The sequence below is a fragment of the Psychromonas hadalis ATCC BAA-638 genome (assembly GCF_000420245.1).
Taxonomy (GTDB): Bacteria; Pseudomonadota; Gammaproteobacteria; order Enterobacterales; family Psychromonadaceae; genus Psychromonas; species Psychromonas hadalis.
This window is the reverse complement of sequence record NZ_ATUO01000007.1, coordinates 1-25310: the sequence shown is the minus strand read 5'-3', so window position 1 is coordinate 25310 and position 25310 is coordinate 1. Positions and strand designations below refer to the sequence as shown.

The following is a 25310-nucleotide window of genomic DNA, read 5'->3' as shown; positions in this document are numbered from 1 at the left end:
GTTTTCCTAATGCAATAATTTTAATTCTGAAAGTTGTACTAAATTGCTTAATGTTCTGCGCATATTGTTGATTTGTGCTGTTCCCATCACCGCAAATGTATCTGCGTAATACAGGCTTAAGTCACCGGTACTATCAACAGTAATACTATTCGGTGGGACTCCCTCTAAAATCAAGTCAAATGCTTCAATGACTTTTGAACTCGGACTTTTATAAGTAAGCAAATTCGTCGGGTGGCTCTCAATGGCAAACAATGTGCCGTCTTTTAAATAAAAACCAAGTTCACGGCCATTAATCTCTTCATCACCATCAAAGAGTGCAGTTAAATGAATTTGATTACCGGCTACTTGTGTTCCTCCAGCGATTTCAACGCGTTTAAATTCATTTTGTAATGCACTCATTTTTTTATCGGGTGTATAACCATTTAGCCCTACCCCAACATGAGTAATTTTAAAGCTCACGCCTTGCTCATCTGCTTGCATGGCTTTCTCAAGCCCAATTTCTGTAATGATTAATGACATTAAACAGCCCTCAATACTCTTCGATTAATATGTAATGATTGCCTACACACTGCTATATATATTGTTTTTTGGTGGGTATAGGTACAACAAAAATTAGTATGTGGTAACCGATAACTATCTAACTTTTTCATTAAGTCACCCACCGTATAACCCGCGCTAAAGTCGATATAGATTAAATTTGGTGTACTGCTATCATCATAAACATTGCCTACCACCTCACTAGTGTTTAATAGTGTTTGGTAATCAGACAACTTCCAACCTGTATTGTTATTATCTGGCACATCTAAAAAATCTAACTTGGTTTCGTCATGAATTGTTTTAAATTCAACCCCCATCCCTTCCAATATTCCATCCAGCGCATCACCTTGCTGATACTGCCAATATTGCCCTGTAGGTAACAAAGCGGAGATAGCTTGTTTAAAGTTATCTTTTGAGTAAAGTTGTTGCTCTATCACCATGTGACACCACCAAAAGTTAACAGCTCATTATCCGCAAAGGTGGTTGTATTATTCGGAAAGTTGAATGTAAAGTTAGTGGTGATTGCACTAATAATGGTTGAGATTTCATTGGCCATCATCGGGCTTCGATTATCTAGTCGATTATTAAAAAATTGCTGTAACGCAATATCAATATTTTTGCGAACGGTAAGATCAGAAATGCCTGAAATAACGATAGCAACAGGCTTCAATGTCGGCAACGTTGCAAAAACATGACACCCTGCTAAACGATTAGCATCAATATAATTTTGAACAATGACCCTGATTTGTTCATCTACTAGGGGATCACTTTCTCGTTGACCAATATACACCGTGACTTGCCCCAATAATGGGGTGTTATCTAAGCCCCATGCATAATCAACATTAGCATGTGCAGATTTCGCCCAAAACTCATAATCAACTAAGCGACCAACGATCTGTTTTTCATTAAATGCCTGAACAACTCGATCGCGCCAATGCTCCACATTCTCTATATCAGCCCCACCATTAATTTCATTACTGCTGATACTTTCAGGGTGTAAACCAGTTACCGCTGTCACTAAATAGAGTATTTCACCTGAAGGTAAATTACCCTCCACATTAGGTAATAGTGCTTTAACAGGAACAGAGATATCTGAGTTGATAGCGGTGGTAACTTTATACTCTTTATTATCTGAAGTTCTCACTATAGTGTCAGTCGGAATAGATACAACACCACTAGTTTGTAAAAAGTTGATTGTCCCTGTCGCAAAAAACTGTGAGATGCGATCAACTTTCAGTCGTTGTGCATGCAGGTATAACCACTCTTCATTACAGGTCTCAGGGTGCATCTGTTTAAACAGATAATCGGCATAAGCATACTGACCAAAAGCAACACCTCCCACCGCACAAGCTAAGGCATTAATCGCAGGATTATCTACCCCAGTGTTGTTTTTTAATGTTGTTTTTGCTCGATATATTAAACTTTCTAAACTGGGCGTTTTACTCATACTGTCACCTGATATTTTTTATTATCTACAAGGGTAAACTCGATTACTCGGTTTAAACGATCACCCTTAAAACTGACATTAACATCAATCTGTGTTGCCACTTTCTCATCTATCAACCACTGCAAGGCTTGCTCGGTATAACGCTTGGCACGGTTTAGGGTGTCGGGTGTTTGCTTGGCTCTTGCTAGTGTCCAATCTCGGCAACCCACTGCTTGTACAAACTCACTTGCCCACCAACCTTGTTTGTCCTGGTCCTCATCTAACGGATCATTATTTTGTGCTTTTTCCCAGTTGAGCAGGCTTTGTAATACCGCATGTTTTAGCCCATTTTCACTACTCACAGGCTCTGTTAATGCACTTAATTGAAAATGACTCATTGCGCCCATCCTGTTTGTTCACCCGTTTCAATGTGGAAGTGATACTTAAAGCTAATACCATCAGCGGTAATATCACCGCCCGTCATGGTCATGCCACCCGTTGCAGGAACAGCCCCACCACCAATTGCAGCCAATCCACCCACCGCGCAAATGCCAGTAATGTTGGCATTGCCATTAATGGTGGTGTTGCCGTTGATTTCCGTTTCGCTATTAATCGTGGTTTTAGTGGCGTCAATGGTGGCATTTTTACAACTGATATTGACATCTTTACTGGCTGTTAAATCAAAGGTTTGCTTAGTGATAACCTTGATACCACCGCTGTGAAAGTGAATGAGATTGCCTTTGTCATCGAGCATGGCAACATCGCCAGGCGCAAGTTCCATTTGATGACGTTCATCTTCAATACAAACAGCAATACCACGTGATGTATCACCACCGATAAACAGCGTATAACCTTTTGCACCAGGCAATGGCCTGCTCATAAAACCGTAGTTATGCACCCGTTTGATGCGATCGTTAAGAATGCCAGTGGCAAGTTTTAACTGCACAATGCCTGTTTCTACTCGGGTTGCGAGGCCAGTACCAAAGATATTTTTAATGCGATTCATCAAAACTTCAGACATCATTGCACTCCAAAAGGACGAAAAAATTCAACACGAGTGCTTTCACTTTTATCATCCACAGAGAGTGTGATTGTTTTTATCAGTAATGTTTCATCAAACTTTTTTCTGTAATGTTTAACACGTAGTGTTTTATTCAGGCTTTGACCCGTTAACAGTGCATGAAGCCCTGCTACTTTAACGCTGGCATGTAACCCCTTGGCAATCGCTAGGTTTTTTTCATATAACGCTCGGGTTTTGCACGCCTCGGTATATTGCAATTTATCGGCAATGATCACTTTGATTCGGCACTTGTTCACAGACTCATCATTAACTACCGCAAAAGACTCCTCACCCCAAGCGCCTTGAATTTCATAGCGATAAAACTGCTGAGCAAAATTGCGTTTAATGCTCAAGCTTTCACAGTTTTTCCCCACCTCTAAGATGATCCCCTGCTCATGATGTTGCCCAGGCTGTTGAATCACAATTTCACCGTTGTCTTCAATCATCATTAAGTTTTGCTGTTTGGCAATTTGTGCAAGATTCGCCAGGGGGGATTCTGCATTTATTTGAAATTCGGGAATCTCTGGTAATGCGTCGGTATCACTGCGAACAGTCAAACCGAAGTCAGACACAACGAGTTTTAACAGTTGATCAAAGCGTTGGTTATAAATCGCATCTAATTTAATACGGCTATCAATCAGGTTGGCAGAAAGCGAACGCCCTGTAATAACAGTTTGCTCGCTACTGCTATTCACATCATCACCGGCACTATCAATCTGACCATTAAAAATTAATTTTCCATCTAACTTAAATTGCACAGGCAGTGGGCTATCAATATTAAGATCAGGAACCGTTGCAGAAAAGCTATGTGCTAATTGCTCAGTGCTAAAGGCAATATCAGCTTTGCTAAAAGGGATCTGTTGACCATTAATAAACAGGGTTAATTCAGACATTGCCCACCTGCAGTTCACCCACAACAAACAACGGGTGCTTAATACTGTTTAACCGTGTTAGTGCTTTGAAACCACACTCTTCACTTTGAGCAATACATAGCAGTGGGCGCGCACTGACCACCTCAACCGTTTTTAATGTTTGCTGATATTGCGTGAGTTTATTGGCTTGTTTGTTAACGTTTGCATGTAAAGCTTCTACTGCATCAACTAACGCCAAACTTTCAAAAGTAGCAGACTTTGTGACATCATTTACACGCGCGCTTAACTGCATTTGAATGATGTTGATATTGCTTTGCATCTTGCTTAGTGACTGCGTAGAAAGTGTTTGCGCATCAACAATCTCAACATGGCTGAGTGTTGCCATCTCATTGCTTAGCAACACCACGGCAAAAGTGATGTGAATATTACAGTGAGGGAATTCAGCAATAGGATTAATTGTTGATACCAATTTATTGATAGATGACTCACTATTAGAATCACCTTTTAAGCTATTAATGATCGCTGAAAAATGGGCTGAATAAGCAGAGGGTGCATTGCTTATCATCTCAATGGCAGTGAACGCATCTTCAATCTCTCTGTGTAAACGCGCCAGTTTAAAGCTCGATAAGGTAGCGCGGTTAGCGATGTTACGCAGTGCATTCAGCACAGTCGTAAAATCAAACTTCATGCTATCAATCTGTTCGGGTGAGGCTTGTGTTATCTTCTTTTCGAGATCTTTATCTATTTCATCAAGCACACGCTTAACCAATTCTGGTGGCGTTTTTTCATCGAGTCGAGCCAGTACAACAGGCGCACCTTGGCGCAGAAACTTCAACGATAAAGTAACCAACCCTTTCTTGGTGGTGAACTTCTGCGATGAGCTATCAAAAACTAAAGACAGTTCACCCAAATAGGGATGCTCAAGCTTGCCTTCAGGTTTGCTTTCCAACTCAGCAATCAACGCATTGGCATCAACCAATGAGTTAATTCCAACAAACACCGCTTCAATAGTAATGCTACGAGACTTAGCCCCCATCACTTTAATATGTGGATCATCTCGATAAGGCATTTCAGCAACATACAGACGCTTACCGCCATCAAGCGTAGTGCTTTGGATATGCAACACTTTGCCATTCCACTTTGCTTTTTTCGTCTTACGTTCCCACATTAAAAGCCTCACTATTCATATAACTGCACAACCATTCAAATCCAATAAAAACAGCACCCCTCCCCCGGTGCTCTGAAATCACCATCAATCATTTTCGGAAATTAGCGAAGCCGAAACTGTGTATAGATGACTATCGCTTAACCTATACAGGGCATGGGCTCACCCACTAAAAGATCCATTTGATTAGGGTTTAGGCATAATTCGGGTTGTTTCGTACTATCGGGCGGGTGTGATCCTTGCGAGGGTGATCTTATGATCTTCTCTAAAGAGGTTAATTGCGTAAACGTAACACCACAATTAAAGTTCAAACATTGATTATAAGTGCGCCGTGTTTCATTGGATAATTGCTCAGATGCAGCGATTCTCGATTTACACAAACAGCTCGGACAACGAATTAACATAAAGCCTCCTTTTCCATAAATTAATAATAACGAATTCAAAGTAAATTGAATCAAAGCAGTTATTTAACGGTGGGATATAAAATCAATTTCAGTGCCGAAACGGGTAATAAAAGAGAAACGGAACTGATTAAATTAACAGTTGTTATTATAACCAGTTCAGAGGTGGATATCTTCTAGTTTTGATGGGGAATTTAGGGAATGAAAAAGCCCACATTTTGTAGGCTTTTGTTACATTTTTATTTTTCTAAATCAATTAGCGTTTTGTTAAACGTAGGTTCTTCCATCTCGATACCGATGAAATTTCTATTTAATTTTAAACACGCCTTACCTGTAGAACCTGATCCCATAAAAGCATCAAGTACCAACTGTCCTTCTTTACTACTTGTTAAAATAACATGATCAAGTAAATCAGCAGGTTTTTCACAGGGGTGTTTGCCAGGGTAATATTGGACGGGAGGATATAACCATACATCCGTATAAGGCACTTCACTTGTTACACCAAAAGGCCTTCTTAAATCATCGTATTGTTTTTTTAAGTCCTGGTACTCCAATAGCAAATGCTCATATTTATTAAGTAGCTCAGAGCGTTCTTTTACAAGGCTTCCATGGCTTCGAGATAATTCATCACTACGTAACGAGAACAATTTTTGTAGCTGTTTGTATTGTTTTTCTGTGGGAAGTTTCCACTGGCTTGATGAAAACCAATGTGAACACATTTGGGTGTTTGTCGCTTGGTTAATGTCTTTGGCTGATATATTCAGTGCTTCGCGCGCATTTTTAAAGTAATCAATCAGTGGCTTAAAGACCTCTTTTTTTAATTGGCTACATTTTGTTGCATACCCACAGGCTCCTTTTGCAAATCCTTCTGCACCATAGTGTTCGGCAAAGATAATTCTTTCTGTTGCGGGAAAAAATGAACGTAACGATGGCTTATGCGTTCTTTTCCAAATACCTGAAGGTTTAGCCCAGACGATATGATTTAACACATTAAAACGACTTTTAATTAATATCTCTGTTTCGGCTGATAATTTTGAACCGCAAAAAAGATATAAGCTACCCGACGGCTTTAATACGCGCCAAAATTCAACAAGAACTTCATCAAGCCATGCTAAAAATGTTTCTACATCTGGCCACTGGTTATCCCATGCATTAGCTTTAACTTGAAAATATGGAGGGTCTGTTAAAATTAAATCTACGTGGTTATCTGGAAGTGTTTTTAAATATTGTAGACAATCTGCATTAACCAATCTTAATTGCCCATTTTTCATAATATGTTCGTGCATTTTAGCTCCTTTAAAAGAGCCTTGAATACAGGAATAAGCAAGCTACAGGTGTAGCTTGCTTGTATTTTTGTTGCTTCCTCTCCATAAAAATGGGTCTCAGGTACTCAAGGCATCAAAAACATAACCAGTATATATTTCACGCCACAAGCTGTATATAAAAACAGTAGTTAAATTCTTATTGTATATTTTTCTTATAAGGAATAGCTTCAACATCAATCGTTGAAACACGTTGCACACCATGTCTTTCTATCGTTGTTTCAAGGTTTATACGAGCAAACTGTAAGCCTGACAGATGGCCTTGGCTTCAGTCATTCGCTTAGTCCATCCGCTAAAACATCAACGCAGTTGGCCTTTGAGTTATTAAAAACATTAGCACCTAATCAGCAGGAAGCGTTGAAGTCTCAGCTTTCGTTGTTGTGATTATTTAACCCCATTAAAAAAGCCCACGTTTTGTGGGCTGTTTATTTTTTGGATTTCCTACCTTTCTTGTTAGATAACAACTAGTTTATATACTCAGAAAAGGCTTTAGTAAGTACTGTTCTTAATTTTTCTGGCACATCATCCCAAGTTTCCCCCCACGTTTGCGTGTTTTTAAATGCTTTAAATGGCTTTTCTGAAGATGGAGCCGTATATCCCAAAATGTCCTCCATACATTCTTCGAGCATAATAACTTTGTCAGGGTCGCCTACTGCATCTACAATAGGTTGGTTATACTTTACGGCATTGGCACAACCTTGGTCACGATCATGTATGACGAAACAGTTAACATTTAAAGCGTTCAAGTATTTAACTAACCCAATAATAGATGCCTTACCTCTAGCTTTAATTACTTCACAGTTAGACATAATTTTACGCTTAATATCCTCAGGCAAGCGACTAATAGCTTCACGCAAAACAATATCTTCAGTATCACCTTCAACGATAATTACCTTTTTAGTAAAAAACACTCTTGAAACATAATCATCTAATTTCAACAACATTTTTACATGCTGCTTATCATCTCCTTCTAATTTTTTATATTCCTCCGAAACTGAAAACGGATAAACTGTTGTATGTTTGTTATCAAAATGAAACCGATTTAACACTTGTTTAGGCTTACGTGAAATATCTATTAAATATGGAGAATGCGTCGTTGCTATAATTTGAGAATTATCAGCGGACAGGTCATAGATCGTGTCTCTCAATTGATTTGCAGCACTTGGATGAAGATATATTTCCGGTTCTTCAAAACCAATAATTAAGCTTCTTTGCTCATTATCAGACTTTTTGTTTAGCCATTGTTGTCGAAATCTTAACAGTCCAAAAACAGCTGCTCGAATCATTCCTGTTCCTTGATACTCAACAGTTGTCCTTATGTTACTTGACATTTCTATCTGAAATGAAGGTTTAAGTACTTTATTGGGATCGCTTAAATCAGCTGTAGCGTGTATTTTTGAGTCAGGAAATACACTCGACAATACTGAATTTAAAGAACTCATCATTTTTCCGAATTCAGAGTCTTTATCGCTGGGATCAAGTTCTTTCGCGAGTTTATCCAAATGGATTTGAGCTTCTTTATAATGAACGGACGAAGATCTAACATCTTCAAACAGTTCATTTAGTGTTTTACCTAAAACACCATTTTTAATATCGTTAATCTCATAAGAAGACGATTCTGCAGGTATCAAAAGAAACCTAGGTAGTTTACTGAGTACATTGCCAGGGATACCACCTGGATTTACAAACCACTCTTCATCAGCAAGGATATTCCAGACATCCAGCGCCTCAAGTTTTATCTTGTCTTTTGCAGAAATATTTTTATCTAAACCGGAAAATATTTCCGCTACGAGATCAGAATCTAAACCAGCATCAATGAATTGTTGTGGATTTTTACAAGTTTTAAATTCATCTTTCAATTCGCGCTTCAGGCTTTTTAATTCAACAATTACATCTTTACCTATTTCAAATGTTTTCCGATAATAAATCGCTAGACCAGTATCTCCTTCAATAGGCTCAGCATATTGAAATATTCGTCCTTTAAAGCCTCTCCAATCTTCCGAATTTAAAGGTAGGTTACGAAATTCAGCCTCAAATACCACTTTGGTATTCACAACTTTAGTTTCTCCTGTTTCCTCATCTATCTCAGAATAAAAATCTCTTTGGTCAAGTTGTTTTTTATCTGACAAAAGATAATCAATCGCCTTTAATGCAGAACTTTTTCCAGCATTATTTGCACCGATTAAAAATGTCGCGTCGCCCATGATAATTTTTGCTTTTTTAATTCTTCTAAAGCCTTCAATATCCAATTCATGAAGCTTCATTTAACTCTCCTTGTGATCTAACAGCTTATTAGACAGAATCATCCTGTCTAATAATCATAAATATTGAGTCTAGTTAATTTGAAATTAATAACTATTACACCCTATTACAAACCAAACGCTTTAATTAGCTCTTCTTTGTTAACCAACGCATAACCAGGCATGGTGTCGCGGATCATTTCTTGGAGTATTTCGGGTGATTCAAATGAAACGATGCCTGATGTGAAAGGAACGGGAGTGCTTTCGGTGAGCATGCCATTTTTGAATGTCATCAGTACGCGGGTAAAACCGTGTTTACTGACACACTCATTTTCTAACTTTTCAGGTGTGGGTTGTTGGATCTCTTTATCTAAGATGTTCAATACCCAATGGCGGAATGCTTTGGCTTCTTTTGTTCGAGAGAACATGGCGATAAGATGACAACCACGTAATGAAAAAATGCGAGTATTCAAACGCAAATTACTCGAGACGCCCAAATTGGGCGTCTCGGTCATACCCGCTGTAAATTCGTCTTGATTACGGTTAAATACTTTAGTTACTGCATCGGATGTTGCGTAACCTAATGCTAAGGATAAGTCCTTTGCGGTTAGCCATGTTTGGCCATCTTTAATAATTGGGGTAAGTGTTTTGCTATGAAACGATAATTGATTGGTCATGATTGACCTCCTGTTAATGATTTTTATAATCACCACAAGTCGGTACTAAGCAACTGGTGGTGAACTGAACAAGGTTAGTACTACCGTAACAGGAACGGCCGACCGAAGTCGCCTCGCCCAGCCCACCATAAAAAATTTTTGAGTTTAAGCTCAAAATATTTACCCGATAGAGGATTGACACTTTTCGTCAATCGCTCGAAAGGGAGGTATAGCTGTGCATCACGCATAAAAAAACCAACTAAAATTTTTGAAGATGTTTTCATTCAAAATATTTATCGCTGGCGACTATGCGCCTGTTAATTATCGGTGTACTAATCCCGGCACTTGATTTTGCAAGTGCGTTGTTAGGATAAACCCGAATTAGGCGCATTGTCAATTAACCTTTACGGTTGGCGTAGGTGTTGTGAGCAGACTTAGCTTCAACACGCCACTTATTATCCTCACGATGCTTTTTAAGAAATTCAGGATCACCAAAAGGTTTACTTGAAACATGAGTAACACCTGTGCGCTTTAATCGTTGTACCCACTCTCTTTCTGCTTGATCATATTTTTCTGAGTTAGTATCTAACCCTTTAACATGTTCACTAAAATCATCATTTGTCAAAACACCCCTCCCTGTTTCGCTTTTATCAATCTAACTTTATTTTCATCAGCCCAAGCCTGAACAGCCTCTAAGCGTTGCACAGTGGTTAACTCACTTTCAGCTCCAACACTATTTTTTACCATCACGGTTGTACGCCATCCAGTATCAAGGTACAAAATCTGCATATTGCCCTTACGCTCTCGTAGTGCCTCACGTAATTTTTGAAGATCATTAACACGTCCTTTCTTATCTGGCTGACCATTAATCATGTACTCAAGGTGCAATGAATCAATATCAACGGATTCTTCCCATATTTGTAGCTGATCACCACCTACATCAAGGTAGGTTTTCACCATTTTCATCTTTTCAACTCGTTTTTCACCTTTAACCACTCTAGTTTTTAAGGTAATGCTACCACCCGCATCTAAAATACGTGCGGTAGGGCCATCAATTGATACCCCTAATTGACGACCTTGCTTAATAATTTGCTGTTCGCGTACAGTTAGTGACAGAACTCCAAGTGCTGCGCTGGCGCTTGCTTTAGGGTCAAACCCCTCCTTCGTTGCATTTTTCTTAACTATCGACCAGCCGTCACTTCTCGAAATCATGGTGATAAACGAACACCCCACCGCCTTTAATTTCTTAACTGATTCGCCATAAGCGTTTTCAACCTGCTTATAAACAACACCCACAGGGAAGCCTGCGCGCTTACAAAACAGCCCTCCCATTGCTTCGATATACATTGACCAATTGCCTAAATCGGCAGCAATACGTGCTATCTCAACGGGATCATGTTCAGATTGAATATCTATAAGCGAACGTATTTTAGGTTCGTACTTCACGCCCTCTTTTTTCGCTTTCGCCTTTGCTTCTGCCACCTCTTTATCTTGCTCAAGTCTGCGCAGTTCACGCCAAACAGAAACAGGTGGACCGCCTATCTGCTGAAACTGCCTAATTCGCCAGGTACTCGACCAACCACAAGCAAGCTCTGCGGATTTATTAGCAGGCTTCCCCTCTTCATCATCGACCTTAAAGCCATCAATGTTTTTAGCGATATACTTGGCAAGGTAGCCCGTTGCAGAACCCTTATCTTTATCAATTTTTTCATAGAGGAAACGAGCTTTAATACGTTCAGCAACATTTTTAATTAAGTTTTCACTCTCCCTGATTTTCTCGATATCAAAGAGATCAACCTGTGAATCATCACCGCCAATTATCTTGCCCCACAATTGAAACTCATCATCACTGACATTTAACTCAGAACGGTCTTCTTGGGTAAAGTAATCAGCAAGCACAAAACGGATAATCTGCTCATCTTCGGGATGAAAGAAAAATAGCGCATGCCAGTGAGGGGTTCCATCATGGTGAGGTTCGCAAACACGAAAGCCGATTATCTCAATATCTAATCGTTTCAGTTTTGCACGTGCCTTAGCCCACACACCGCACAAGTAAGTTTGTGTTGTTCGTGGGCTTGCACCTTTATAATTTTTATTTAGATACGCACCTTTACCATTTTTTCGTTTGTTGTAAGCATGAAATTTAGAGGGAGCGGTTAACGTATAAAAGCCAGCAATCAAACCGTTTTCATCAGCAATATTTTCAAAGCCACGCAAGCGAAGCATTAACTCATTACGTCTTAACTCAGGATTAGCGATTGATGCTTTAACAACATCACTCATCTCCATCTCTTCGCCCGTTTCTGAGTTCACAACCAGCATCTGGCTTAACGCAATTTCACACGCAGTTTTACGCGCACGGAAATCAGTTAAACCATGGCAGCTTAAATAGCGAGAAGAACCTTGATGAACACGACCATTGATAATCTGGCAATGTTCATAATACTGTCGGAACGCAACATCTATCTTACGTAACCACCATTGTTCATCTAGTAAACGTAACATCTCAAACCATGCGAGTTCATCTGCCTTACGTAGCTCAAATTCATCATCACACTCATGTGATTGACGTTCAATCTGCTCAGTAGACTTTTTAACAGCAAAGCCCCATTGCTTTGCAATTTCAACCACAAACTCTTTTGTTTCTGCAATGCTCATCGACTTTTCAGCACACTCAGTCACAATCTGAACGCACTTATCACACCAAATATTAGCCTGCGCCTTTCGACCAGACTCAAAATAGAGGTTATCAATCGGTACAGGAAAACGGCTCACGGCAACACGGGTTTTCTCAACACGCTTACGCAACCAAATGTTTGCACTACGCGCACTGCCATTGGCAAGTACATATTTTTCCCACTTCTTTACATACTGCTTAAAAACTGAGGTTGCCAATTCACGTGGCATCGTTTCAACTAATTCAGTCACAGCCCATTTTTTGTCAATAAACCATTGCTGGTTAGCTTGTTCATTCAGCAATGCCTTTTGGGGCTCTGCGCGGTAATACTTAAATTTATCATTCAGATCATTTAAGTAATCTCGTTGCTCACGATATTTACTATCAACCGCTTGAGTGCGTTTGATTTCATGTTCCATTTGCATAGTCATCAAAACGGGATCTCATCCCACCAACAATTCGGTCGTTGAAGCTTGAATATCACGCTAAAATCGGTCGGAAATTTAAACACTTCAGAACGAATAAGCCCTTGGTGCTGATAAGGGTTCACGGATTGTTCTTCAGCCGGTGATACAACTTCTTTAGTATATTTTAAATAATCTTTGGTATGTTCACGCCAATCTGTAAGCGTTAAACCCTGAGATAAAAAACTGTCTATCAACTTCAGGTCACTTTCCAACAGTAAAATATGTAGCCCTTCAACATTTCCATAAAATTGATAAGAATCATCAACCTCACCAATTGTTACAACGACAGGCTTCTTACCCAAATCGACCAGTTTTTTAAACACAGCCACCACTTCGTGTTCTTGATAAGTAGTAGCACCCGTTAAGCTGTGAGCGGTCATGACGCGACTTTTCTTACCAAATCTACAAAAATATCTATCTTTAATTTTTATAACTTGGGTGAATTCATGAATATTCTTTTGCATATTATTTGCCCTCACTAATCAAATGACTCAACCCTTGTGGTAGCGCAACACGACTACCAAAGTCCCAAATAAACCACGCATATTCACAGCTATCTGAGCCACCACCTACAAAGCGAGGACGTGGAACAATGACAGGGGTTTTATGTGGAAAGCCAATGCGCGCCCAAAATGGCACACGCTTTTTAGAGCCTAAATAGTTAAGGCGTTGAAGGTAAATTAACGTGCCATCAGGGGCTAATTCAGAAAGGCTTTTTTCAAGGAACTGCTCAGTGAGTGAAAAAGGCGGATTAGTGATGATCACATCTTTCTGCTCAAACTCAGTCGTTAAGTAATCGATACCAAACGCCAATTCAGCAAGGCTTTTTGTCATGCGTGGCAAAGGTACTTTATTAAAGATTGCACCCGTTCCGTAACAAGGTTCTAAAAATTTATCGCCCTCTCTAAACGTGATCACCTTCATCAACGCATCCACCACAACAGCAGGGGTTGGATAAAGCTCTTTAGGGATAGTTTTTCCGTTAGTTGAACTCATCAATTAAACCCCTTAATGCGTCCAACATCGGCATCAGCAAAAAGTGCAGAAACACGGCTCATGCTTTTGATGGCAATAAGCAATTGCTCACGCTCTTTAATATCCATCTCACGTAATGACATATTCACATGGCGAACTTTCAATCCAGCTACTTTACAAAATGCCTCACGTTCGACCGTGCGCAGTGATGACCACTCCTGTTGATAACGTCCTTCCACGGTTTCATTACATTCAGCGAAGATGGCATGGATGTCAGCAATCTTTCTGCTTGCCACATCAGCGGTGACCGCGTGATAACTCATACCGCCCCCACTAATTTATCTTTGGCATTACCAACTAATTCAATCAGCTCATCTTCAAGCGCTTTTAAATATTCAAGACTGGTTGATTGGTCTAAATGCACGCAACGGCGAAAAAGGGGTTTATAAATGCCGAAATAATTAGTGTCGACATTAAATACTTTCACGTCTAAATCAGCACAATGGGGGGAATAAGCAACTTCGATATGCAACACATCACTGCTTAACATTGCTAATGTCATTATCGCGCTCACCATCGAACAAACAGAGTGAGCACCCTCATCACGTTTAAAGGCGTGATGCAAAACACTACTGTCACTGAGCAAAGCGTGGTCAACGAGTAATAGATGGCGGTTGCACTTCATTTTTTGGGCTGTTTTATTCATTATTAAGCTCCTTTTAATAGCGCACGTTTAAGTGCAGGTAACAAGGTAGGGGATACCGCATCGACAAACGCGCCACGCTCCTTGTTGGTTAATTTCATAATTAATGCAAACGGAGCGGTTGCTCCTAGTTTTAAAGCAGTGCTATACTCTTTGGACATAATTGATTCCTTATTAATTTATGTACGTGATAATCAGAGTTCGAGCTCTGGTTATCACACTGTTTTCACTTCTCTTTATTCTCTTCAAATGCTTTTCTTACCTCTTCGTAACTACTCAAAACAAATAAACCAGAGTCTTCACCGCATAAATTTCTCATTGCATCAAATGCGCCTTTGTTATCTCCAGCTATCATTAAGTTAATAATTTTCACATAAGCTTTTTTCTATCTATTTTTTTCATTGTCATTATTAATGTTTCCTAATTAGTTAAAGTGACGACGAATCTCTGTGTAAGCATCATTTATATTTAAGCCAGACCAGCGTAATTTTCGGTAAAGGTTTATTGCATAATCAACTTTGAATTTTTCACTATTCATCACATCAATCCCGCTCCACCATTCTGAACAACAAAATCAACGCCCATTGATAAGAACGGAGTCACCCCACTGGTGCGGTTTTCGAGGTCGTTGGCTAATAAAACAAGGTTGGCAATACCTGCGTTCACTGTGTCTAAAAGTTGCCTTGCTTTACGGCGAGGTAAACGAATTTCACCGCCGTTTTCTAAGGTGAGCGAGGCAAGGTCGCCTGCGTTTTTACTGTGGGTTAAGGCGCGATGAACTAACGTCATTTTATCGCCATCACGGTTAACATTGACCGCGACCATATCGAGCGATAACAACATGCTATGAATTATCGTGTAGTCACCCGATGCTTTAGTGATAAGTTTCAATTCAAAGGCGGAAAGCTTGTGGCTCTGGCTAGGGTTTAACTTGTCTTTCAGTTTTTTAACACCAGTGAAACGTTCCACTTGTGCGAGATTTTGTGAAGCTGAAAACGCATTGCATGCGTCATCGTATTTTTGTTGGGCGTTCTCACGAAAACCGCCCGTTTCATTAAGACATTCCATTGGTCATACTCAACATGTTGAAAAGATAAGTAATAGTTTTCCTGTTTTACATCATTGGCTGACACCGACTGTAAAATGGGTTGCTATTTATGGTTAATTCCAAGCCTTATCAGCATTGGCTTCTGCACAGCGCTGTGTGAGTTGCACCATGTTGATATAACGTGTGCCACGGAGTTCGGTTTGAATAAAAGGCAACTGCCCTTTGACACACTGCTTTTTTACCGAATCAACGCTAATGCCCGTGCGTTTTGCATATTCAGCAATGCTGAGCATGGGAACGTCGAGTGATAAGGTCATGTGCATAACTACCCCTTAGCCGTAGCGGAAAGTTTTTTAGGCACAGGTGCGGTGAAGTCCGCTTTTAACGCACCGTTAGTGATGCGCTCTAATTCAAACGCGCGACGGATTGGCACTTCTTCGCCCCATTGGGAAACAGCGTTGTGAGCAATACCCAACTCAGAGGCAACTTTGCCCACACCACCAAAATATTTAATTGCATCTTGTTTTTTCATAGCCTTTACCAAAACGTAAGTAACATTACTTAAATGTAAGATTACAATTCAACTCTTACATTGTCAATATACTTACATGAAAAAAGTAAGGTAGCTTTCACTAATTCAATGTAAGATTGCTGACATGGAAACGCTAGGCGATAGAATTTTAAAACTCAGGAAAGAAAACAGATTCACCCAAGCCCAATTAGGAAAGGCTTCGGGAGTATCTAGAGTGTCTATAAGCCAATGGGAGCAATCGGTTAATCGCCCAAGAGGCGAGAGTTTAATTGCATTAGCTAAAACACTAGATTGTGATCCAGATTGGCTTTTACACGGTCAAGGCTCACCCTTGCCTGTTGCATGGGATAACAATGTCGAACCCGTTTACCTCAAACCACAAGGTGCGTTCCCGTTAATTTCATGGGTACAAGCAGGCGACTGGTCAGATATTTCACTAACATCAATACATGAAGCCGATTATTACCCCTGCCCCGTCAAATGCTCAAAAAGCACCTTTATCCTCAAAGTGGTAGGCAAAAGCATGAACCCCGTATTCACAGAGGGAGAATTGATTTTTGTAGACCCCGAAGTACAAGCCACAGACGGAAAATATATCGTCGCTCGTTTAGAAGATGAAAACCAAGCCACCTTTAAACAGCTCATTGTTGAAGATGGTCAGAAGTTTTTACAAGCAGCCAACCCCAACTGGCCAACCCCAATCACCCCCATCAACGGAAACTGCACCATCGTCGGTGTGGTTATTTCTGCGATGAGATTGTTTTAATATGACAATGAAGAATTTATTTACCTCCTTTTTTCTACTCTTTTTTACCTGTTTAGCCTTTGCGTCGAATCAAACAAATGATTCATTTAGTCGCGCCAAAAAAAATTTAGAAAAACAGGTTTACCATGATCACAGAGTTACACTGTACTGTGACGCAACTTTTGACTCTAAAAAGAAGATCTCTCCCCCTGATGGTTTTGCTACTACTAAATATGTTAAACGCGCCAAAAAAGTTGAATGGGAGCATGTTGTCCCTGCAGAAAACTTTGGTAGAACATTCAAAGAGTGGCGTGAGGGTGATGCGAAGTGTGTAAATAGTAAAGGGAAGTCATTTAAGGGTCGCCGTTGTGCTGAAAAGGTAAATAAAGAATATCGTTATATGCAAGCCGATATGTTTAATCTTTACCCCGCTATTGGCGCAGTGAACGCATTAAGAAGCAATTACAATTTCACAATGCTACCTAGCGGAAAAAGTAGCTTTGGCTCATGCGAAATGAAAATAGCCAACCGAAAGGCAGAGCCTCCTGTTTCAGCTAGAGGTCGCATCGCTCGAACTTATCTTTATATGGATGAAACATATAACCGGTACAGCATGAGCAAACAGCAAAAACAGCTAATGAACGCGTGGGATAAAATGTACCCAGTAAGCAAATGGGAATGTAAGCGAGCTAAAAGAATAGCTAAATTACAGGGCAATAAAAACAGGGTTGTTGATAACAGGTGCTCACAATGAATAGTAAACACGGTTTAAATGTTGCCAGCTACCCCGTATGGGAACTCACCCGCACCGAACTAAAAACCGAAGATTTTCAAATCATCGGCGAAGTAGTTTGGTCAGGCCAGAGAATGTGATTTTCAAAGGGAAGTTAGCTTGAAGTCTCTGTAGAAATTTTATTTAGGATCCACTAATGAAAAAGTTTTTCTTAATTTTCGCACCAGTAATTGCCTTGTATTCATCTTTTGTACAATCTAGCGAATTAAAAACAATGCTTGTAACTGATGGCAACTTGAACGGGCAAGCAACGACTGATATTTACTTTGGTGAAAGTGATGAAAACTACTGCACAATATCATTGAACAATAAGCTTATAACATCAAATACGATAACCAAGTCTAAAAGCAAAAACAATAAAAAGCTTAATACCGAGTGTAATTGGGATGGTGTTTATTACATCCAATCATCTAAACACTCCACTACAGTAACGGCATATTTTACAACTCTATCCGCAGATACTAAGACAGCAACACTTGAAGTTTCTATAAAATTAATTAATACAAAAGACTCTAAGTCATACTTTAGGCTAGATAATCAAAAGCTATTAATTACAGGTGAAATGTTTGACAGTTTGGGTAAATAATTAACTAACTTTAGAGGCAATAATGACAACTTTAATTTCTCAAACACAAGATGACAACAAGCGCATTTTTAAAATTTCTTATGATACAGATGAAACAAGTGATCACACGATTGATGCATTAACGCTTGGTAATGCAATTAGTAATATGGCTAACGTGATCAAAGATGCTGATGCATACATAAATGCCAAAGATGCTGACTTGAAAGTTGAAGTTAAAGCCAATTCTGAAGGTTCATTTGTTGTTGAATTTATTACCTACTTGAGCGCTACGGGTATCAACCCACTTTCTGCGCTAGGGCTTATCCCTGTAGCAGCAGGAGTCGCGACGGTATTTGGAGCAATAAAAGCAGTCAAATCCAGAAAAGTAAAGCTTATTGAAAAAGGTGACGGTGGAATATCAACCGTTCACTTAGATGATGATTCAAAGATGGAACTTCCTCACCATATCGCTGACCTTATTGTTAATAAAGTTTTTCGAGACAGTCTTGATAAAGTAATTAGTGCGCCGTTAGATGGGGCCACTAATCCAAAATTCATCATTAAAGATGAGCAAGACAACGAAGTCCTTAAATTTATAAATGATGAAACTCAATACTTCAAATCGCTTAGCTCTAATGTTGTTGATCAAGTATTTGATACTGAAGACCAAACAACCGTGCGGTTTACGAATATTAACTTTGATGGACATGCAGGCTGGAAAGTTGAATTACAAGACTCTTCTAACTCTATCGTTCCAATCATAATGCAAGATAACGTTTTCATTAATAAGATTAATGAAAATCAGCTACAATTCGCAAAATCTGACTTATACTCAGTAAAATTAAGAACAGTAAAAAAAGTGCTTCATGGATCAAAAACGACATATAAAAGGTATATACTCCAAGTAACAAGAAATGTAACGCAATCTCAATCTCAGGAATAAAATGACAGACGAAAAAGCATATTTAGATTTATTCCTTCTGCTAGGAATACTTCTAACACTCCCTTTTATATGGCGTTTATTTACAGCGCTAGGGGAAGCTTTTGTCGTTAGATTTTTCCCACCAAAAACAATTACCTTTGAAATTAAGCTAGCCTCAGGAAAAACCGTCACTAAAAAAGTGAATATTGAAAATAATAAAGAGCTGATTGATACAATTCTTGCTTCCAACGGGAGAATTATTTCCTGATGGCAAATAAAACTGAAAATAATAAAGGGTTAGTAGGTGCCGCAGCTGGTGTTTCAACAATCTTAGTCTGCCTGTGTCAATATAACCTCATGGGACTCGATGCTGACTCAATAAAAGCTCTATCAGCAATGTCTCCCATTATAGCAAGTGGTACTGTCACTATTTGCTATTGGATTTTCCTACACTTTAATGGAGAAACAATTGCAGAAAAAACGGTCAACAATAAAGTCGATAGAGCGATTTCTTTTTTAAGGCAACAAATCGAAGAACATAAAGGTAATGGTTTAGATACAACGAAATTAGAAGCTCAATTAGATGATGCAATAATCGCAAAATCTAAGCTTTATAAGTAAAAAAGGCAGTAAAAAAGGCAGGACATCCATAGCTTATATCTGAATACTCTGAAAGCTGAGATTGAATAATTCAGATCAAAGGATATAAGTCTAACGAGTAGACTTATGTTTCTTTACCAAGGAGTTTAAGCTCATTAAACTCTTTTTCAACGTTATCAAACAACAAAAAAGGCAGGACACCCATGCTTTTTTACCTACAAATTAATTAAACATCTTTTCCAAGTAAATTAAGCTCATTAAATTCCTTTTCAATCTTTTCATACAATACCTTAAGGTAAGCAACATCACCTTCTAGTTTTTGTATGTAGGCATACTGCAACCCTACCGTTACTAACGATGTAATTAAAATAAGCCCGTAGAATACCTTTCGCATAATGTATGCCTGTTGATTGTTTTAAGGTAATAAAAAGCCCACTAAGTTGTGGGCTATTTTTTCGCTTTGGGAATGAGGGAATCAATTCCAACAATAATCCCCGTAAGTGCACTTAAAATTAACGGGATAAGGATGATGTCATTTCCAAATAATGGGTGACTCTTAAATCCATGTAAAATCATAAGGCCAAGCAACAAAGAACTAGCGACTGATGCAGATGTATATAACTCGCTAATTTTGTCTTTTAACTTTTTCCAATTATGATCAGAGGTATGTTCACTGAATTTGTCGAATAACATGTGGAGTAAAAACAGGATAATAATCCACGAAAAATAGAATTTAATCAGTTGCTCTGTTGTTCGGGGATCAAATAGAAACGAAAGCATTACGCTTTGATAAGGGTGTAAACAGCCAATCCCAGTGATGTAATTGCAGCTGTAGCAAAAACGAAACCCTCAGAAAAACTTACGGCTGGTAGAAATGATAATCCACCTAAAATAGCAAGACCAAGACCTGCTCCACCAACGCTAGCTTGTAAGGTATATTTAACTTTTTGCATTACCTTCTCCTTTGAACGCAAATAAATTTTAAGTGTTTTATAAATAAGTAAATATTTAAATATTTATATGACCATTTTAGGAAACCTAAACACAAAAGGCAATCACTCTTTGATTATATAACGTCATTAAGTGCCATGTGATACCATAAAGCGCCATTAACCCTTTTTGAGTGTTTGCCAAGTGTCAGTAAAAAAACAATCTAATGGAACATATCTTGTCGATTTTCGCCCTACTGGTACGAAAGGCGCACGTGTTCGTAAGCGTTTTGATACTCAAGGTGAAGCGAAACGTTTTGTACAATATACATTAGCCAAATCGGAAGATAAGGCATGGCAACCTGAGAAAGTTGATAACCGCCGATTAGATGAACTGATTGAATTGTGGTTTAGTTTGCACGGCCAAGCACTCAGCGATGGTAAGAAACGTAAAAACAAACTATTAGCACTGTCATTAATGATGCGTAATCCAATCGCTAAAAATATCAGCGCCAGCGACTTTTCAAAATATCGACAACTGCGTATTCAAGATGTTTCTATCAAAACTGCCAACAATGACCAGACTTACTTAAATGCTCTTTTTAACGAACTAAAGCGATTAGGCGAGTGGACACATGGCAACCCCCTCTCTGAACTACGTGCATTAAAATATAAACAGCCTGAGATGGGCTTTCTGAAACCAGATGAGATCACCTTAGTTTTTGATGAATTAAAGAAAGGCCGTAACTTTGATGCTTACCTTATCTCTAAGATTTGTATCTCTACGGGTTGCCGTTGGGGTGAAGCTGAATCATTAACGGGATCGCAATTATCGCCCTATCGCATTACCTTTATTCATACCAAGGGTAACAAACGCAGAGCCGTACCCATCAGCGAATCGCTGTATAACGAATTACCACAAAACAGTGGCCGACTATTTAGCAACTGTATTAAGTCATTCAAAATGGCAGTAAATCGGACGGGGGTTCGACTCCCTAAAGGGCAGTCAACACACGTTTTAAGGCATACATTTGCGAGTCACTTTATGATGAACGGGGGAAATATATTGGTGTTACAACAAATACTCGGTCATGCAAGCATTACAGACACCATGAAATACGCCCATTTTTCACCTGCACATTTAGAAGATGCGATTAGATTAAATCCGCTATCAGACGTGGATAAATGACCATATTGTGTCCACATTAGTGGCATCACATGGCGTTACATGGCACTTGGTGACGTTGCAAGCCTGCATAGGTACTGATAAGTGACTGATTTAAAGGGGTGTGGCAGGGTTCGACTCCCCCCATCTCCACCACCTATAGGTCTGTTAAGGACCGACTAAGACCCGCAAAGCTGATTACCACTCACTTTGCGGGTTTTTTTATGTCTGTAGGGTACGAGGGGCATTGCTGACATCCAGCATTTTAACTAGTACTATATCTAGTACCACATCAGTTAAGTAAAAGGCGGTACTAGATAATGGCTAGAACTACTCCCCTAACCAATACAGAAGTTAAACAAGCAAAGCCCACTTTGAAAGATGGTAAGTTAATCGCCAAGAAGCTTTCTGATGGTGATGGCTTACAAATAAAAATAGCGTCCAACGGCACTAAAAGTTGGATCTTAAACTTCAAGTGCCCCTACACTAAAAAAATGACCTCGATGAGTTTTGGTCTCTATCCGGCAATATCTTTAGCTGAAGCCAGAAAATTAAGAACATCTGCAAGAGAGCTTCTAGCCAAAGGCTTAAACCCTAAACATGAAAAAGATTCAAAAGAGCAGTTAGAAGACGAAGCAAATAGTAATACCTTTCAAAATACTGCTATAAAATGGTTTGAAGTAAAGAAGACCAAAGTAAGTCAAAACTATGCGATTGATACATGGCGATCGCTTGAACTGCATATATTCCCTAAGCTGGGAAACATCCCATTAAACAAATTAACTGCACCAAAAGTTATTGATGTGATCCGCCCTGTTAGTGCAAAAGGTAGCCTAGAAACAGTAAGACGATTATGCCAACGGATTAATGAAGTGATGGTTTTTGCCGTAAATACAGGCCTTGTTAGTAGCAACGCGCTTGCTGGTATTAACAAAGCATTTGAGGTACCGAAGAAAAACCACATGCCTACCCTTAAACCAAATGAGTTACCTGAATTAATGGCAGCCCTTAATACCGCCAGTATTAAAATAATTACCCGTTGTTTAATTGAATGGCAGTTACATACCATATGCAGACCCAATGAATCTGCCGGCGCAAGATGGGAAGAGATCGACGTTGAAGCAAGAATTTGAAATATTCCCGCCGAACGCATGAAAATGAATCGTGCCCATAGCATTCCATTAACCGATCAAACCATCGCATTACTTGCATTTATCAAACCTATCAGTGGCCACCGTGAATTTTTATTTCCAGCGGATCGTAACCCACGCAAACACGCCAATGAATCAACAGCCAATGTAGCCATAGGCAGAATGGGTTTAAAGGTCGATTAGTTGCGCATGGTCTTCGTGCGCTAGCGAGTACCACATTAAATGAACAAGGGTTTGATGGTGATGTTATAGAATCATGCCTCTCACATATTGATGCTAATGAAGCGAGAAAAGCATATAACCGCAGTGAATATATTGAAAGACGACAAAAAGTGATGAGTTGGTGGAGTGATCATATCGAGCAAGCATCGATAGGCAATATGAGCTTAACAGGCACTCAAGAACTCAAAGTAGTAAACAGTTAATGCATATTTAAAGCGGGTTAATCATTACTATTTCGCGGTTATCAAAACAGCTAACCATCGACAGCACTACCACCCATGCTGCAGCCCTTTAATAGCATGGGCTACAGCTGGTATAGGTCTATTTCAGACCTATACCAGCACCAAATCAGGTCGAACCCTTTAACCACAGGCGCTACAGCCCTATTTACCAACTATTTATATAAATAATAATAAATAGAGTAATAGTTATTTAAATAGCTACAGCCCTTGCTATCACTTAGTTTATAAATATTTTTGGATTACTGGTATAGGTCATATTGCAATAATGGCTAACCTATACCGCCCATCCCCTTATCAGTAATAAAATGACCGCATTCATAGCTTGAAGTAACAATTGCACCTTTCACACAATTATTATTTCTCAGACACTTAATTTGAGCATTACATCCTTTATATATTTTACAGTCACGACATAATCATCAACAACTTACTTATTTAACAGGACGTTTCCGTGAATAAATCTATTTTACAGGGCTTCGAAATAGTGAATGAATTAAATTCTCAAGCGCAAGCCAAACAACGCTTATCGCAGGATAGAATATTGCCTGTCGCTATTGTAGTGGCAGTAAATAAAGAAGCACAAGGGCAATCAATAAAAGCAATTAACGATGCCATTGAAACGTTCATTTTAAATCTTAAAGAACACATTGAAACAAAACAAAACCTTGAATTGGCATTAATTCAGACTGCGGATTATTGCCGAGTGGTTACTTCCCTCAAACCAGTTCAAGATATTCATTCCATCCCTTTATTGGGAGCCTATGGTAAAGATTTAGCAATGGTGCAAGGGTTGGAAGTTGCGTTTAATATGCTACTCACTCGCGAGCACAAGCTAAAAAATAACGATATAAAAGTAAAACGTCCCTGGCTGATATTAGTTACAGATGGTTTGGGCGATGATTATGGTGAAGAAACAGCAAAAAATTACATCGCTATAGTTTAGATAAGCAATTAATTGTCTTTATTATAAATATTGGTAAAGAGCATGAAGATCTGGCTAAATTCTCATCTATAGCGCCTTTAGTTATAAATGTTAATCAAATTGATAAGCTCTTTGCATGGTTTTGTGACAGTTTTACCAAGATCATAGTTGCAGAAAATGGGATTGTTAGCCTCAAGGCACCTGAAATATAAAATTAAGTAAAAAGGTTGGATATGAATAAAGCAGTTGAGCTATATATTAAATGCTACGAAGCGAAATCATCAGGTATTAATAGTTTTGGCCATGGCAGTTATTATCATGATACTTTAGCTCGAGAAGAGCTTTTTGCTACGCTTGATTTAACAAATACCGAGCATGATCTGGGTATGTTAATAATCAAATCTATGTACCTCAATAATGATGCTTGCAGTAAATAAAAATTACTTAATCTGATAAAAATTCAATGCCAGTCTGCAGGCTTTATTCACGATGATGTAGTTGCCATCATTATTATGAAAATTCTTTTAAATAAACCTTTAGTTACCCAACACAAAAAAATAAAATCGTTATATAAACGATTTGGAACAGAAGCAACGCGAAGTAAGCAAGAGCAACTTAAGATCCAAAATCAGTTAGATGAATTGTATGAAGATAGTTACAGAATTGAACAGTTAAATTATATTCTTCAGAGTGAGAAAGATAAATTAGATAAATATGCACAGGAGATAGCGAAAAATGCAACTCGTTGTCCTAAATGCACCGGTCGGGGTCGAGGGTGTGAACTATGCACTGCCCCCTGTGTCAGGATAGTTGTCGCCTCTAAATTTAATTAGAGGTAATAATAATGAAGAGAAGTTATTCAACATCATTTAAAATACAAGCAGTAGAAAAGGCGCTTAATCGAAATGATAATACTACATTGACAGAAATTGCAGCGTCTTTAGGTGTTGGTGTATCAACACTTTGTACATGG

The 25310-nt window shown here is 39.0% G+C and carries 36 protein-coding genes and 1 pseudogene; 13 read left to right on the top strand and 24 right to left on the bottom strand.

Translation table 11 applies throughout. From position 1 onward, the window contains the following. Positions 1-6: 6 nt before the first annotated feature. The 22 genes from G322_RS19720 to G322_RS0101725 all read right to left on the bottom strand — a co-directional run bounded on the left by G322_RS19720 (position 7) and on the right by G322_RS0101725 (position 16081). A complete protein-coding gene (locus G322_RS19720) occupies positions 7-519 on the bottom strand; it encodes a phage tail-collar fiber domain-containing protein (protein WP_022940108.1) in 513 nt (170 codons plus the stop codon). After that, on the bottom strand, positions 519-977 hold the full coding sequence (locus G322_RS22115) for a hypothetical protein (protein ID WP_022940107.1): 459 nt from the start codon (positions 975-977) through the stop codon (positions 519-521). Before G322_RS22115 ends, G322_RS19720 begins: the two co-directional genes overlap by 1 nt. After that, positions 971-1984 carry a baseplate J/gp47 family protein gene (locus G322_RS19710; protein ID WP_022940106.1) on the bottom strand — a complete coding sequence of 338 codons (1014 nt, stop codon included), beginning with the start codon at positions 1982-1984 and terminating at the stop codon, positions 971-973. The genes G322_RS22115 and G322_RS19710 overlap by 7 nt, the downstream gene beginning before the upstream one ends. Continuing rightward, positions 1981-2361 (bottom strand): phage GP46 family protein, encoded by a 381-nt coding sequence (locus G322_RS0101820; RefSeq protein ID WP_022940105.1) that lies wholly within the window; start codon positions 2359-2361, stop codon positions 1981-1983. Before G322_RS0101820 ends, G322_RS19710 begins: the two co-directional genes overlap by 4 nt. Beyond that, complete coding sequence (locus G322_RS19705) at positions 2358-2987, bottom strand: phage baseplate assembly protein V (protein ID WP_084683666.1); 630 nt, start codon at positions 2985-2987, stop codon at positions 2358-2360. Before G322_RS19705 ends, G322_RS0101820 begins: the two co-directional genes overlap by 4 nt. After that, entirely contained in the window at positions 2984-3916 is a 933-nt protein-coding gene (locus tag G322_RS0101810) for a tail protein (RefSeq protein WP_022940103.1), read from the bottom strand. The genes G322_RS19705 and G322_RS0101810 overlap by 4 nt, the downstream gene beginning before the upstream one ends. Beyond that, complete coding sequence (locus tag G322_RS0101805) at positions 3909-5063, bottom strand: DNA circularization N-terminal domain-containing protein (protein WP_022940102.1); 1155 nt, start codon at positions 5061-5063, stop codon at positions 3909-3911. Before G322_RS0101805 ends, G322_RS0101810 begins: the two co-directional genes overlap by 8 nt. Before the next feature lie 137 nt (positions 5064-5200). Beyond that, positions 5201-5464 carry an ogr/Delta-like zinc finger family protein gene (locus G322_RS24715; RefSeq protein ID WP_022940101.1) on the bottom strand — a complete coding sequence of 88 codons (264 nt, stop codon included), beginning with the start codon at positions 5462-5464 and terminating at the stop codon, positions 5201-5203. A gap of 236 nt (positions 5465-5700) precedes the next feature. Further along, positions 5701-6747 carry a DNA-methyltransferase gene (locus G322_RS0101795; RefSeq protein WP_022940100.1) on the bottom strand — a complete coding sequence of 349 codons (1047 nt, stop codon included), beginning with the start codon at positions 6745-6747 and terminating at the stop codon, positions 5701-5703. Positions 6748-7247: 500 nt separating this feature from the next. Continuing rightward, on the bottom strand, positions 7248-9047 hold the full coding sequence (locus G322_RS0101790) for an ATP-dependent nuclease (RefSeq protein ID WP_022940098.1): 1800 nt from the start codon (positions 9045-9047) through the stop codon (positions 7248-7250). A 104-nt stretch (positions 9048-9151) separates the two neighbouring features. Then, positions 9152-9700, bottom strand: coding sequence for a BRO-N domain-containing protein (locus G322_RS22110; protein ID WP_022940097.1), 549 nt, complete (start codon positions 9698-9700; stop codon positions 9152-9154). Between the two features lie 376 nt (positions 9701-10076). Continuing rightward, positions 10077-10304, bottom strand: a complete 228-nt coding sequence (locus G322_RS0101780) for a hypothetical protein (protein ID WP_022940095.1) — start codon at positions 10302-10304, stop codon at positions 10077-10079. Further along, positions 10301-12775, bottom strand: a complete 2475-nt coding sequence (locus G322_RS19695) for a replication endonuclease (RefSeq protein ID WP_169337455.1) — start codon at positions 12773-12775, stop codon at positions 10301-10303. The genes G322_RS0101780 and G322_RS19695 overlap by 4 nt, the downstream gene beginning before the upstream one ends. Positions 12776-12786: 11 nt before the next feature. Further along, positions 12787-13287, bottom strand: coding sequence for a hypothetical protein (locus G322_RS0101770; protein WP_033421963.1), 501 nt, complete (start codon positions 13285-13287; stop codon positions 12787-12789). 1 nt (position 13288) lies between these two features. Further along, positions 13289-13819 (bottom strand): DNA methyltransferase, encoded by a 531-nt coding sequence (locus G322_RS0101765; protein WP_022940092.1) that lies wholly within the window; start codon positions 13817-13819, stop codon positions 13289-13291. Next, on the bottom strand, positions 13819-14121 hold the full coding sequence (locus G322_RS0101760; protein WP_022940091.1) for a hypothetical protein: 303 nt from the start codon (positions 14119-14121) through the stop codon (positions 13819-13821). The genes G322_RS0101765 and G322_RS0101760 overlap by 1 nt, the downstream gene beginning before the upstream one ends. Next, positions 14118-14504: a hypothetical protein gene (locus G322_RS0101755; protein WP_022940090.1), complete on the bottom strand. Its 387-nt coding sequence runs from the start codon at positions 14502-14504 to the stop codon at positions 14118-14120. The genes G322_RS0101760 and G322_RS0101755 overlap by 4 nt, the downstream gene beginning before the upstream one ends. A 2-nt stretch (positions 14505-14506) precedes the next feature. After that, positions 14507-14662, bottom strand: a complete 156-nt coding sequence (locus G322_RS23655; RefSeq protein WP_022940089.1) for a hypothetical protein — start codon at positions 14660-14662, stop codon at positions 14507-14509. Positions 14663-14727: 65 nt separating this feature from the next. Next, on the bottom strand, positions 14728-14874 hold the full coding sequence (locus G322_RS23650) for a hypothetical protein (protein WP_022940088.1): 147 nt from the start codon (positions 14872-14874) through the stop codon (positions 14728-14730). Positions 14875-15038: 164 nt separating this feature from the next. Beyond that, positions 15039-15569, bottom strand: coding sequence for a phage regulatory CII family protein (locus G322_RS0101735; protein ID WP_022940086.1), 531 nt, complete (start codon positions 15567-15569; stop codon positions 15039-15041). A 93-nt stretch (positions 15570-15662) separates the two neighbouring features. After that, positions 15663-15872, bottom strand: a complete 210-nt coding sequence (locus G322_RS0101730; protein ID WP_022940085.1) for a hypothetical protein — start codon at positions 15870-15872, stop codon at positions 15663-15665. Positions 15873-15874: 2 nt separating this feature from the next. Beyond that, complete coding sequence (locus G322_RS0101725; RefSeq protein ID WP_022940084.1) at positions 15875-16081, bottom strand: Cro/CI family transcriptional regulator; 207 nt, start codon at positions 16079-16081, stop codon at positions 15875-15877. Between the two features lie 124 nt (positions 16082-16205). Here G322_RS0101725 and G322_RS0101720 point away from each other — a divergent pair, with 124 nt between their 5' ends. Genes G322_RS0101720 through G322_RS0101690 form a run of 7 tightly spaced genes read left to right on the top strand, consistent with a single transcriptional unit; the run spans position 16206 to position 19727 of the window. Continuing rightward, complete coding sequence (locus G322_RS0101720; protein WP_022940083.1) at positions 16206-16847, top strand: LexA family protein; 642 nt, start codon at positions 16206-16208, stop codon at positions 16845-16847. Position 16848: 1 nt separating this feature from the next. Next, complete coding sequence (locus G322_RS0101715; RefSeq protein ID WP_022940082.1) at positions 16849-17580, top strand: endonuclease; 732 nt, start codon at positions 16849-16851, stop codon at positions 17578-17580. Then, positions 17577-17699 (top strand): hypothetical protein, encoded by a 123-nt coding sequence (locus G322_RS24475; protein WP_022940081.1) that lies wholly within the window; start codon positions 17577-17579, stop codon positions 17697-17699. Before G322_RS0101715 ends, G322_RS24475 begins: the two co-directional genes overlap by 4 nt. A gap of 56 nt (positions 17700-17755) precedes the next feature. After that, complete coding sequence (locus tag G322_RS0101705) at positions 17756-18205, top strand: hypothetical protein (protein WP_022940080.1); 450 nt, start codon at positions 17756-17758, stop codon at positions 18203-18205. 22 nt (positions 18206-18227) lie between these two features. Next, positions 18228-19127, top strand: a complete 900-nt coding sequence (locus G322_RS19690; RefSeq protein WP_022940079.1) for an LAPAL motif-containing putative phage structural protein — start codon at positions 18228-18230, stop codon at positions 19125-19127. Position 19128: 1 nt separating this feature from the next. Beyond that, positions 19129-19374 carry a hypothetical protein gene (locus G322_RS0101695; RefSeq protein WP_022940078.1) on the top strand — a complete coding sequence of 82 codons (246 nt, stop codon included), beginning with the start codon at positions 19129-19131 and terminating at the stop codon, positions 19372-19374. Then, positions 19374-19727 carry a hypothetical protein gene (locus G322_RS0101690; protein ID WP_022940077.1) on the top strand — a complete coding sequence of 118 codons (354 nt, stop codon included), beginning with the start codon at positions 19374-19376 and terminating at the stop codon, positions 19725-19727. Before G322_RS0101695 ends, G322_RS0101690 begins: the two co-directional genes overlap by 1 nt. A 205-nt stretch (positions 19728-19932) precedes the next feature. On the opposite strand, the gene G322_RS23195 is transcribed toward G322_RS0101690, so the two are convergent. Both G322_RS23195 and G322_RS23645 read right to left on the bottom strand, forming a co-directional pair. Beyond that, a complete protein-coding gene (locus G322_RS23195; RefSeq protein WP_022940076.1) occupies positions 19933-20100 on the bottom strand; it encodes a hypothetical protein in 168 nt (55 codons plus the stop codon). A gap of 385 nt (positions 20101-20485) precedes the next feature. Further along, positions 20486-20659, bottom strand: a complete 174-nt coding sequence (locus G322_RS23645; RefSeq protein ID WP_022940074.1) for a hypothetical protein — start codon at positions 20657-20659, stop codon at positions 20486-20488. Positions 20660-20840: 181 nt separating this feature from the next. Here G322_RS23645 and G322_RS0101665 point away from each other — a divergent pair, with 181 nt between their 5' ends. From G322_RS0101665 to G322_RS25005, 6 genes and pseudogenes are all read left to right on the top strand, one after another. Continuing rightward, entirely contained in the window at positions 20841-21824 is a 984-nt protein-coding gene (locus G322_RS0101665; protein WP_022940073.1) for a phage integrase, read from the top strand. A gap of 296 nt (positions 21825-22120) precedes the next feature. Continuing rightward, a pseudogene (locus G322_RS21605) lies at positions 22121-23376 on the top strand (integrase domain-containing protein). Between the two features lie 490 nt (positions 23377-23866). Then, positions 23867-24358 carry a vWA domain-containing protein gene (locus G322_RS0101655; RefSeq protein WP_022940072.1) on the top strand — a complete coding sequence of 164 codons (492 nt, stop codon included), beginning with the start codon at positions 23867-23869 and terminating at the stop codon, positions 24356-24358. A 212-nt stretch (positions 24359-24570) separates the two neighbouring features. Then, on the top strand, positions 24571-24774 hold the full coding sequence (locus G322_RS0101650) for a hypothetical protein (protein ID WP_022940071.1): 204 nt from the start codon (positions 24571-24573) through the stop codon (positions 24772-24774). Positions 24775-24849: 75 nt separating this feature from the next. Then, the gene (locus G322_RS0101645; RefSeq protein WP_022940070.1) at positions 24850-25170 is read left to right on the top strand and encodes a hypothetical protein; all 321 of its coding nucleotides are present in this window, start codon (positions 24850-24852) and stop codon (positions 25168-25170) included. An 11-nt stretch (positions 25171-25181) separates the two neighbouring features. Beyond that, positions 25182-25310, top strand: a 129-nt coding sequence (locus tag G322_RS25005) for a transposase (protein ID WP_483826387.1), incomplete at its 3' end; no start/stop codon positions are given.

Excerpts from the sequence above, each read along its gene's own strand:
- G322_RS19720 (WP_022940108.1), bottom strand. The coding sequence starts at position 519 with ATGTCATTAATCATTACAGAAATTGGGCTTGAGAAAGCCATGCAAGCA.
- G322_RS22115 (WP_022940107.1), bottom strand. The coding sequence starts at position 977 with ATGGTGATAGAGCAACAACTTTACTCAAAAGATAACTTTAAACAAGCT.
- G322_RS19710 (WP_022940106.1), bottom strand. The coding sequence starts at position 1,984 with ATGAGTAAAACGCCCAGTTTAGAAAGTTTAATATATCGAGCAAAAACA.
- G322_RS0101820 (WP_022940105.1), bottom strand. The coding sequence starts at position 2,361 with ATGAGTCATTTTCAATTAAGTGCATTAACAGAGCCTGTGAGTAGTGAA.
- G322_RS19705 (WP_084683666.1), bottom strand. The coding sequence starts at position 2,987 with ATGATGTCTGAAGTTTTGATGAATCGCATTAAAAATATCTTTGGTACT.
- G322_RS0101810 (WP_022940103.1), bottom strand. The coding sequence starts at position 3,916 with ATGTCTGAATTAACCCTGTTTATTAATGGTCAACAGATCCCTTTTAGC.
- G322_RS0101805 (WP_022940102.1), bottom strand. The coding sequence starts at position 5,063 with ATGTGGGAACGTAAGACGAAAAAAGCAAAGTGGAATGGCAAAGTGTTG.
- G322_RS24715 (WP_022940101.1), bottom strand. The coding sequence starts at position 5,464 with ATGTTAATTCGTTGTCCGAGCTGTTTGTGTAAATCGAGAATCGCTGCA.
- G322_RS0101795 (WP_022940100.1), bottom strand. The coding sequence starts at position 6,747 with ATGCACGAACATATTATGAAAAATGGGCAATTAAGATTGGTTAATGCA.
- G322_RS0101790 (WP_022940098.1), bottom strand. The coding sequence starts at position 9,047 with ATGAAGCTTCATGAATTGGATATTGAAGGCTTTAGAAGAATTAAAAAA.
- G322_RS22110 (WP_022940097.1), bottom strand. The coding sequence starts at position 9,700 with ATGACCAATCAATTATCGTTTCATAGCAAAACACTTACCCCAATTATT.
- G322_RS19695 (WP_169337455.1), bottom strand. The coding sequence starts at position 12,775 with ATGGAACATGAAATCAAACGCACTCAAGCGGTTGATAGTAAATATCGT.
- G322_RS0101770 (WP_033421963.1), bottom strand. The coding sequence starts at position 13,287 with ATGCAAAAGAATATTCATGAATTCACCCAAGTTATAAAAATTAAAGAT.
- G322_RS0101765 (WP_022940092.1), bottom strand. The coding sequence starts at position 13,819 with ATGAGTTCAACTAACGGAAAAACTATCCCTAAAGAGCTTTATCCAACC.
- G322_RS0101760 (WP_022940091.1), bottom strand. The coding sequence starts at position 14,121 with ATGAGTTATCACGCGGTCACCGCTGATGTGGCAAGCAGAAAGATTGCT.
- G322_RS0101755 (WP_022940090.1), bottom strand. The coding sequence starts at position 14,504 with ATGAATAAAACAGCCCAAAAAATGAAGTGCAACCGCCATCTATTACTC.
- G322_RS23655 (WP_022940089.1), bottom strand. The coding sequence starts at position 14,662 with ATGTCCAAAGAGTATAGCACTGCTTTAAAACTAGGAGCAACCGCTCCG.
- G322_RS0101735 (WP_022940086.1), bottom strand. The coding sequence starts at position 15,569 with ATGGAATGTCTTAATGAAACGGGCGGTTTTCGTGAGAACGCCCAACAA.
- G322_RS0101730 (WP_022940085.1), bottom strand. The coding sequence starts at position 15,872 with ATGCACATGACCTTATCACTCGACGTTCCCATGCTCAGCATTGCTGAA.
- G322_RS0101725 (WP_022940084.1), bottom strand. The coding sequence starts at position 16,081 with ATGAAAAAACAAGATGCAATTAAATATTTTGGTGGTGTGGGCAAAGTT.
- G322_RS0101720 (WP_022940083.1), top strand. The coding sequence starts at position 16,206 with ATGGAAACGCTAGGCGATAGAATTTTAAAACTCAGGAAAGAAAACAGA.
- G322_RS0101715 (WP_022940082.1), top strand. The coding sequence starts at position 16,849 with ATGACAATGAAGAATTTATTTACCTCCTTTTTTCTACTCTTTTTTACC.
- G322_RS24475 (WP_022940081.1), top strand. The coding sequence starts at position 17,577 with ATGAATAGTAAACACGGTTTAAATGTTGCCAGCTACCCCGTATGGGAA.
- G322_RS0101705 (WP_022940080.1), top strand. The coding sequence starts at position 17,756 with ATGAAAAAGTTTTTCTTAATTTTCGCACCAGTAATTGCCTTGTATTCA.
- G322_RS19690 (WP_022940079.1), top strand. The coding sequence starts at position 18,228 with ATGACAACTTTAATTTCTCAAACACAAGATGACAACAAGCGCATTTTT.
- G322_RS0101695 (WP_022940078.1), top strand. The coding sequence starts at position 19,129 with ATGACAGACGAAAAAGCATATTTAGATTTATTCCTTCTGCTAGGAATA.
- G322_RS0101690 (WP_022940077.1), top strand. The coding sequence starts at position 19,374 with ATGGCAAATAAAACTGAAAATAATAAAGGGTTAGTAGGTGCCGCAGCT.
- G322_RS23195 (WP_022940076.1), bottom strand. The coding sequence starts at position 20,100 with ATGCGAAAGGTATTCTACGGGCTTATTTTAATTACATCGTTAGTAACG.
- G322_RS23645 (WP_022940074.1), bottom strand. The coding sequence starts at position 20,659 with ATGCAAAAAGTTAAATATACCTTACAAGCTAGCGTTGGTGGAGCAGGT.
- G322_RS0101650 (WP_022940071.1), top strand. The coding sequence starts at position 24,571 with ATGAATAAAGCAGTTGAGCTATATATTAAATGCTACGAAGCGAAATCA.
- G322_RS0101645 (WP_022940070.1), top strand. The coding sequence starts at position 24,850 with ATGAAAATTCTTTTAAATAAACCTTTAGTTACCCAACACAAAAAAATA.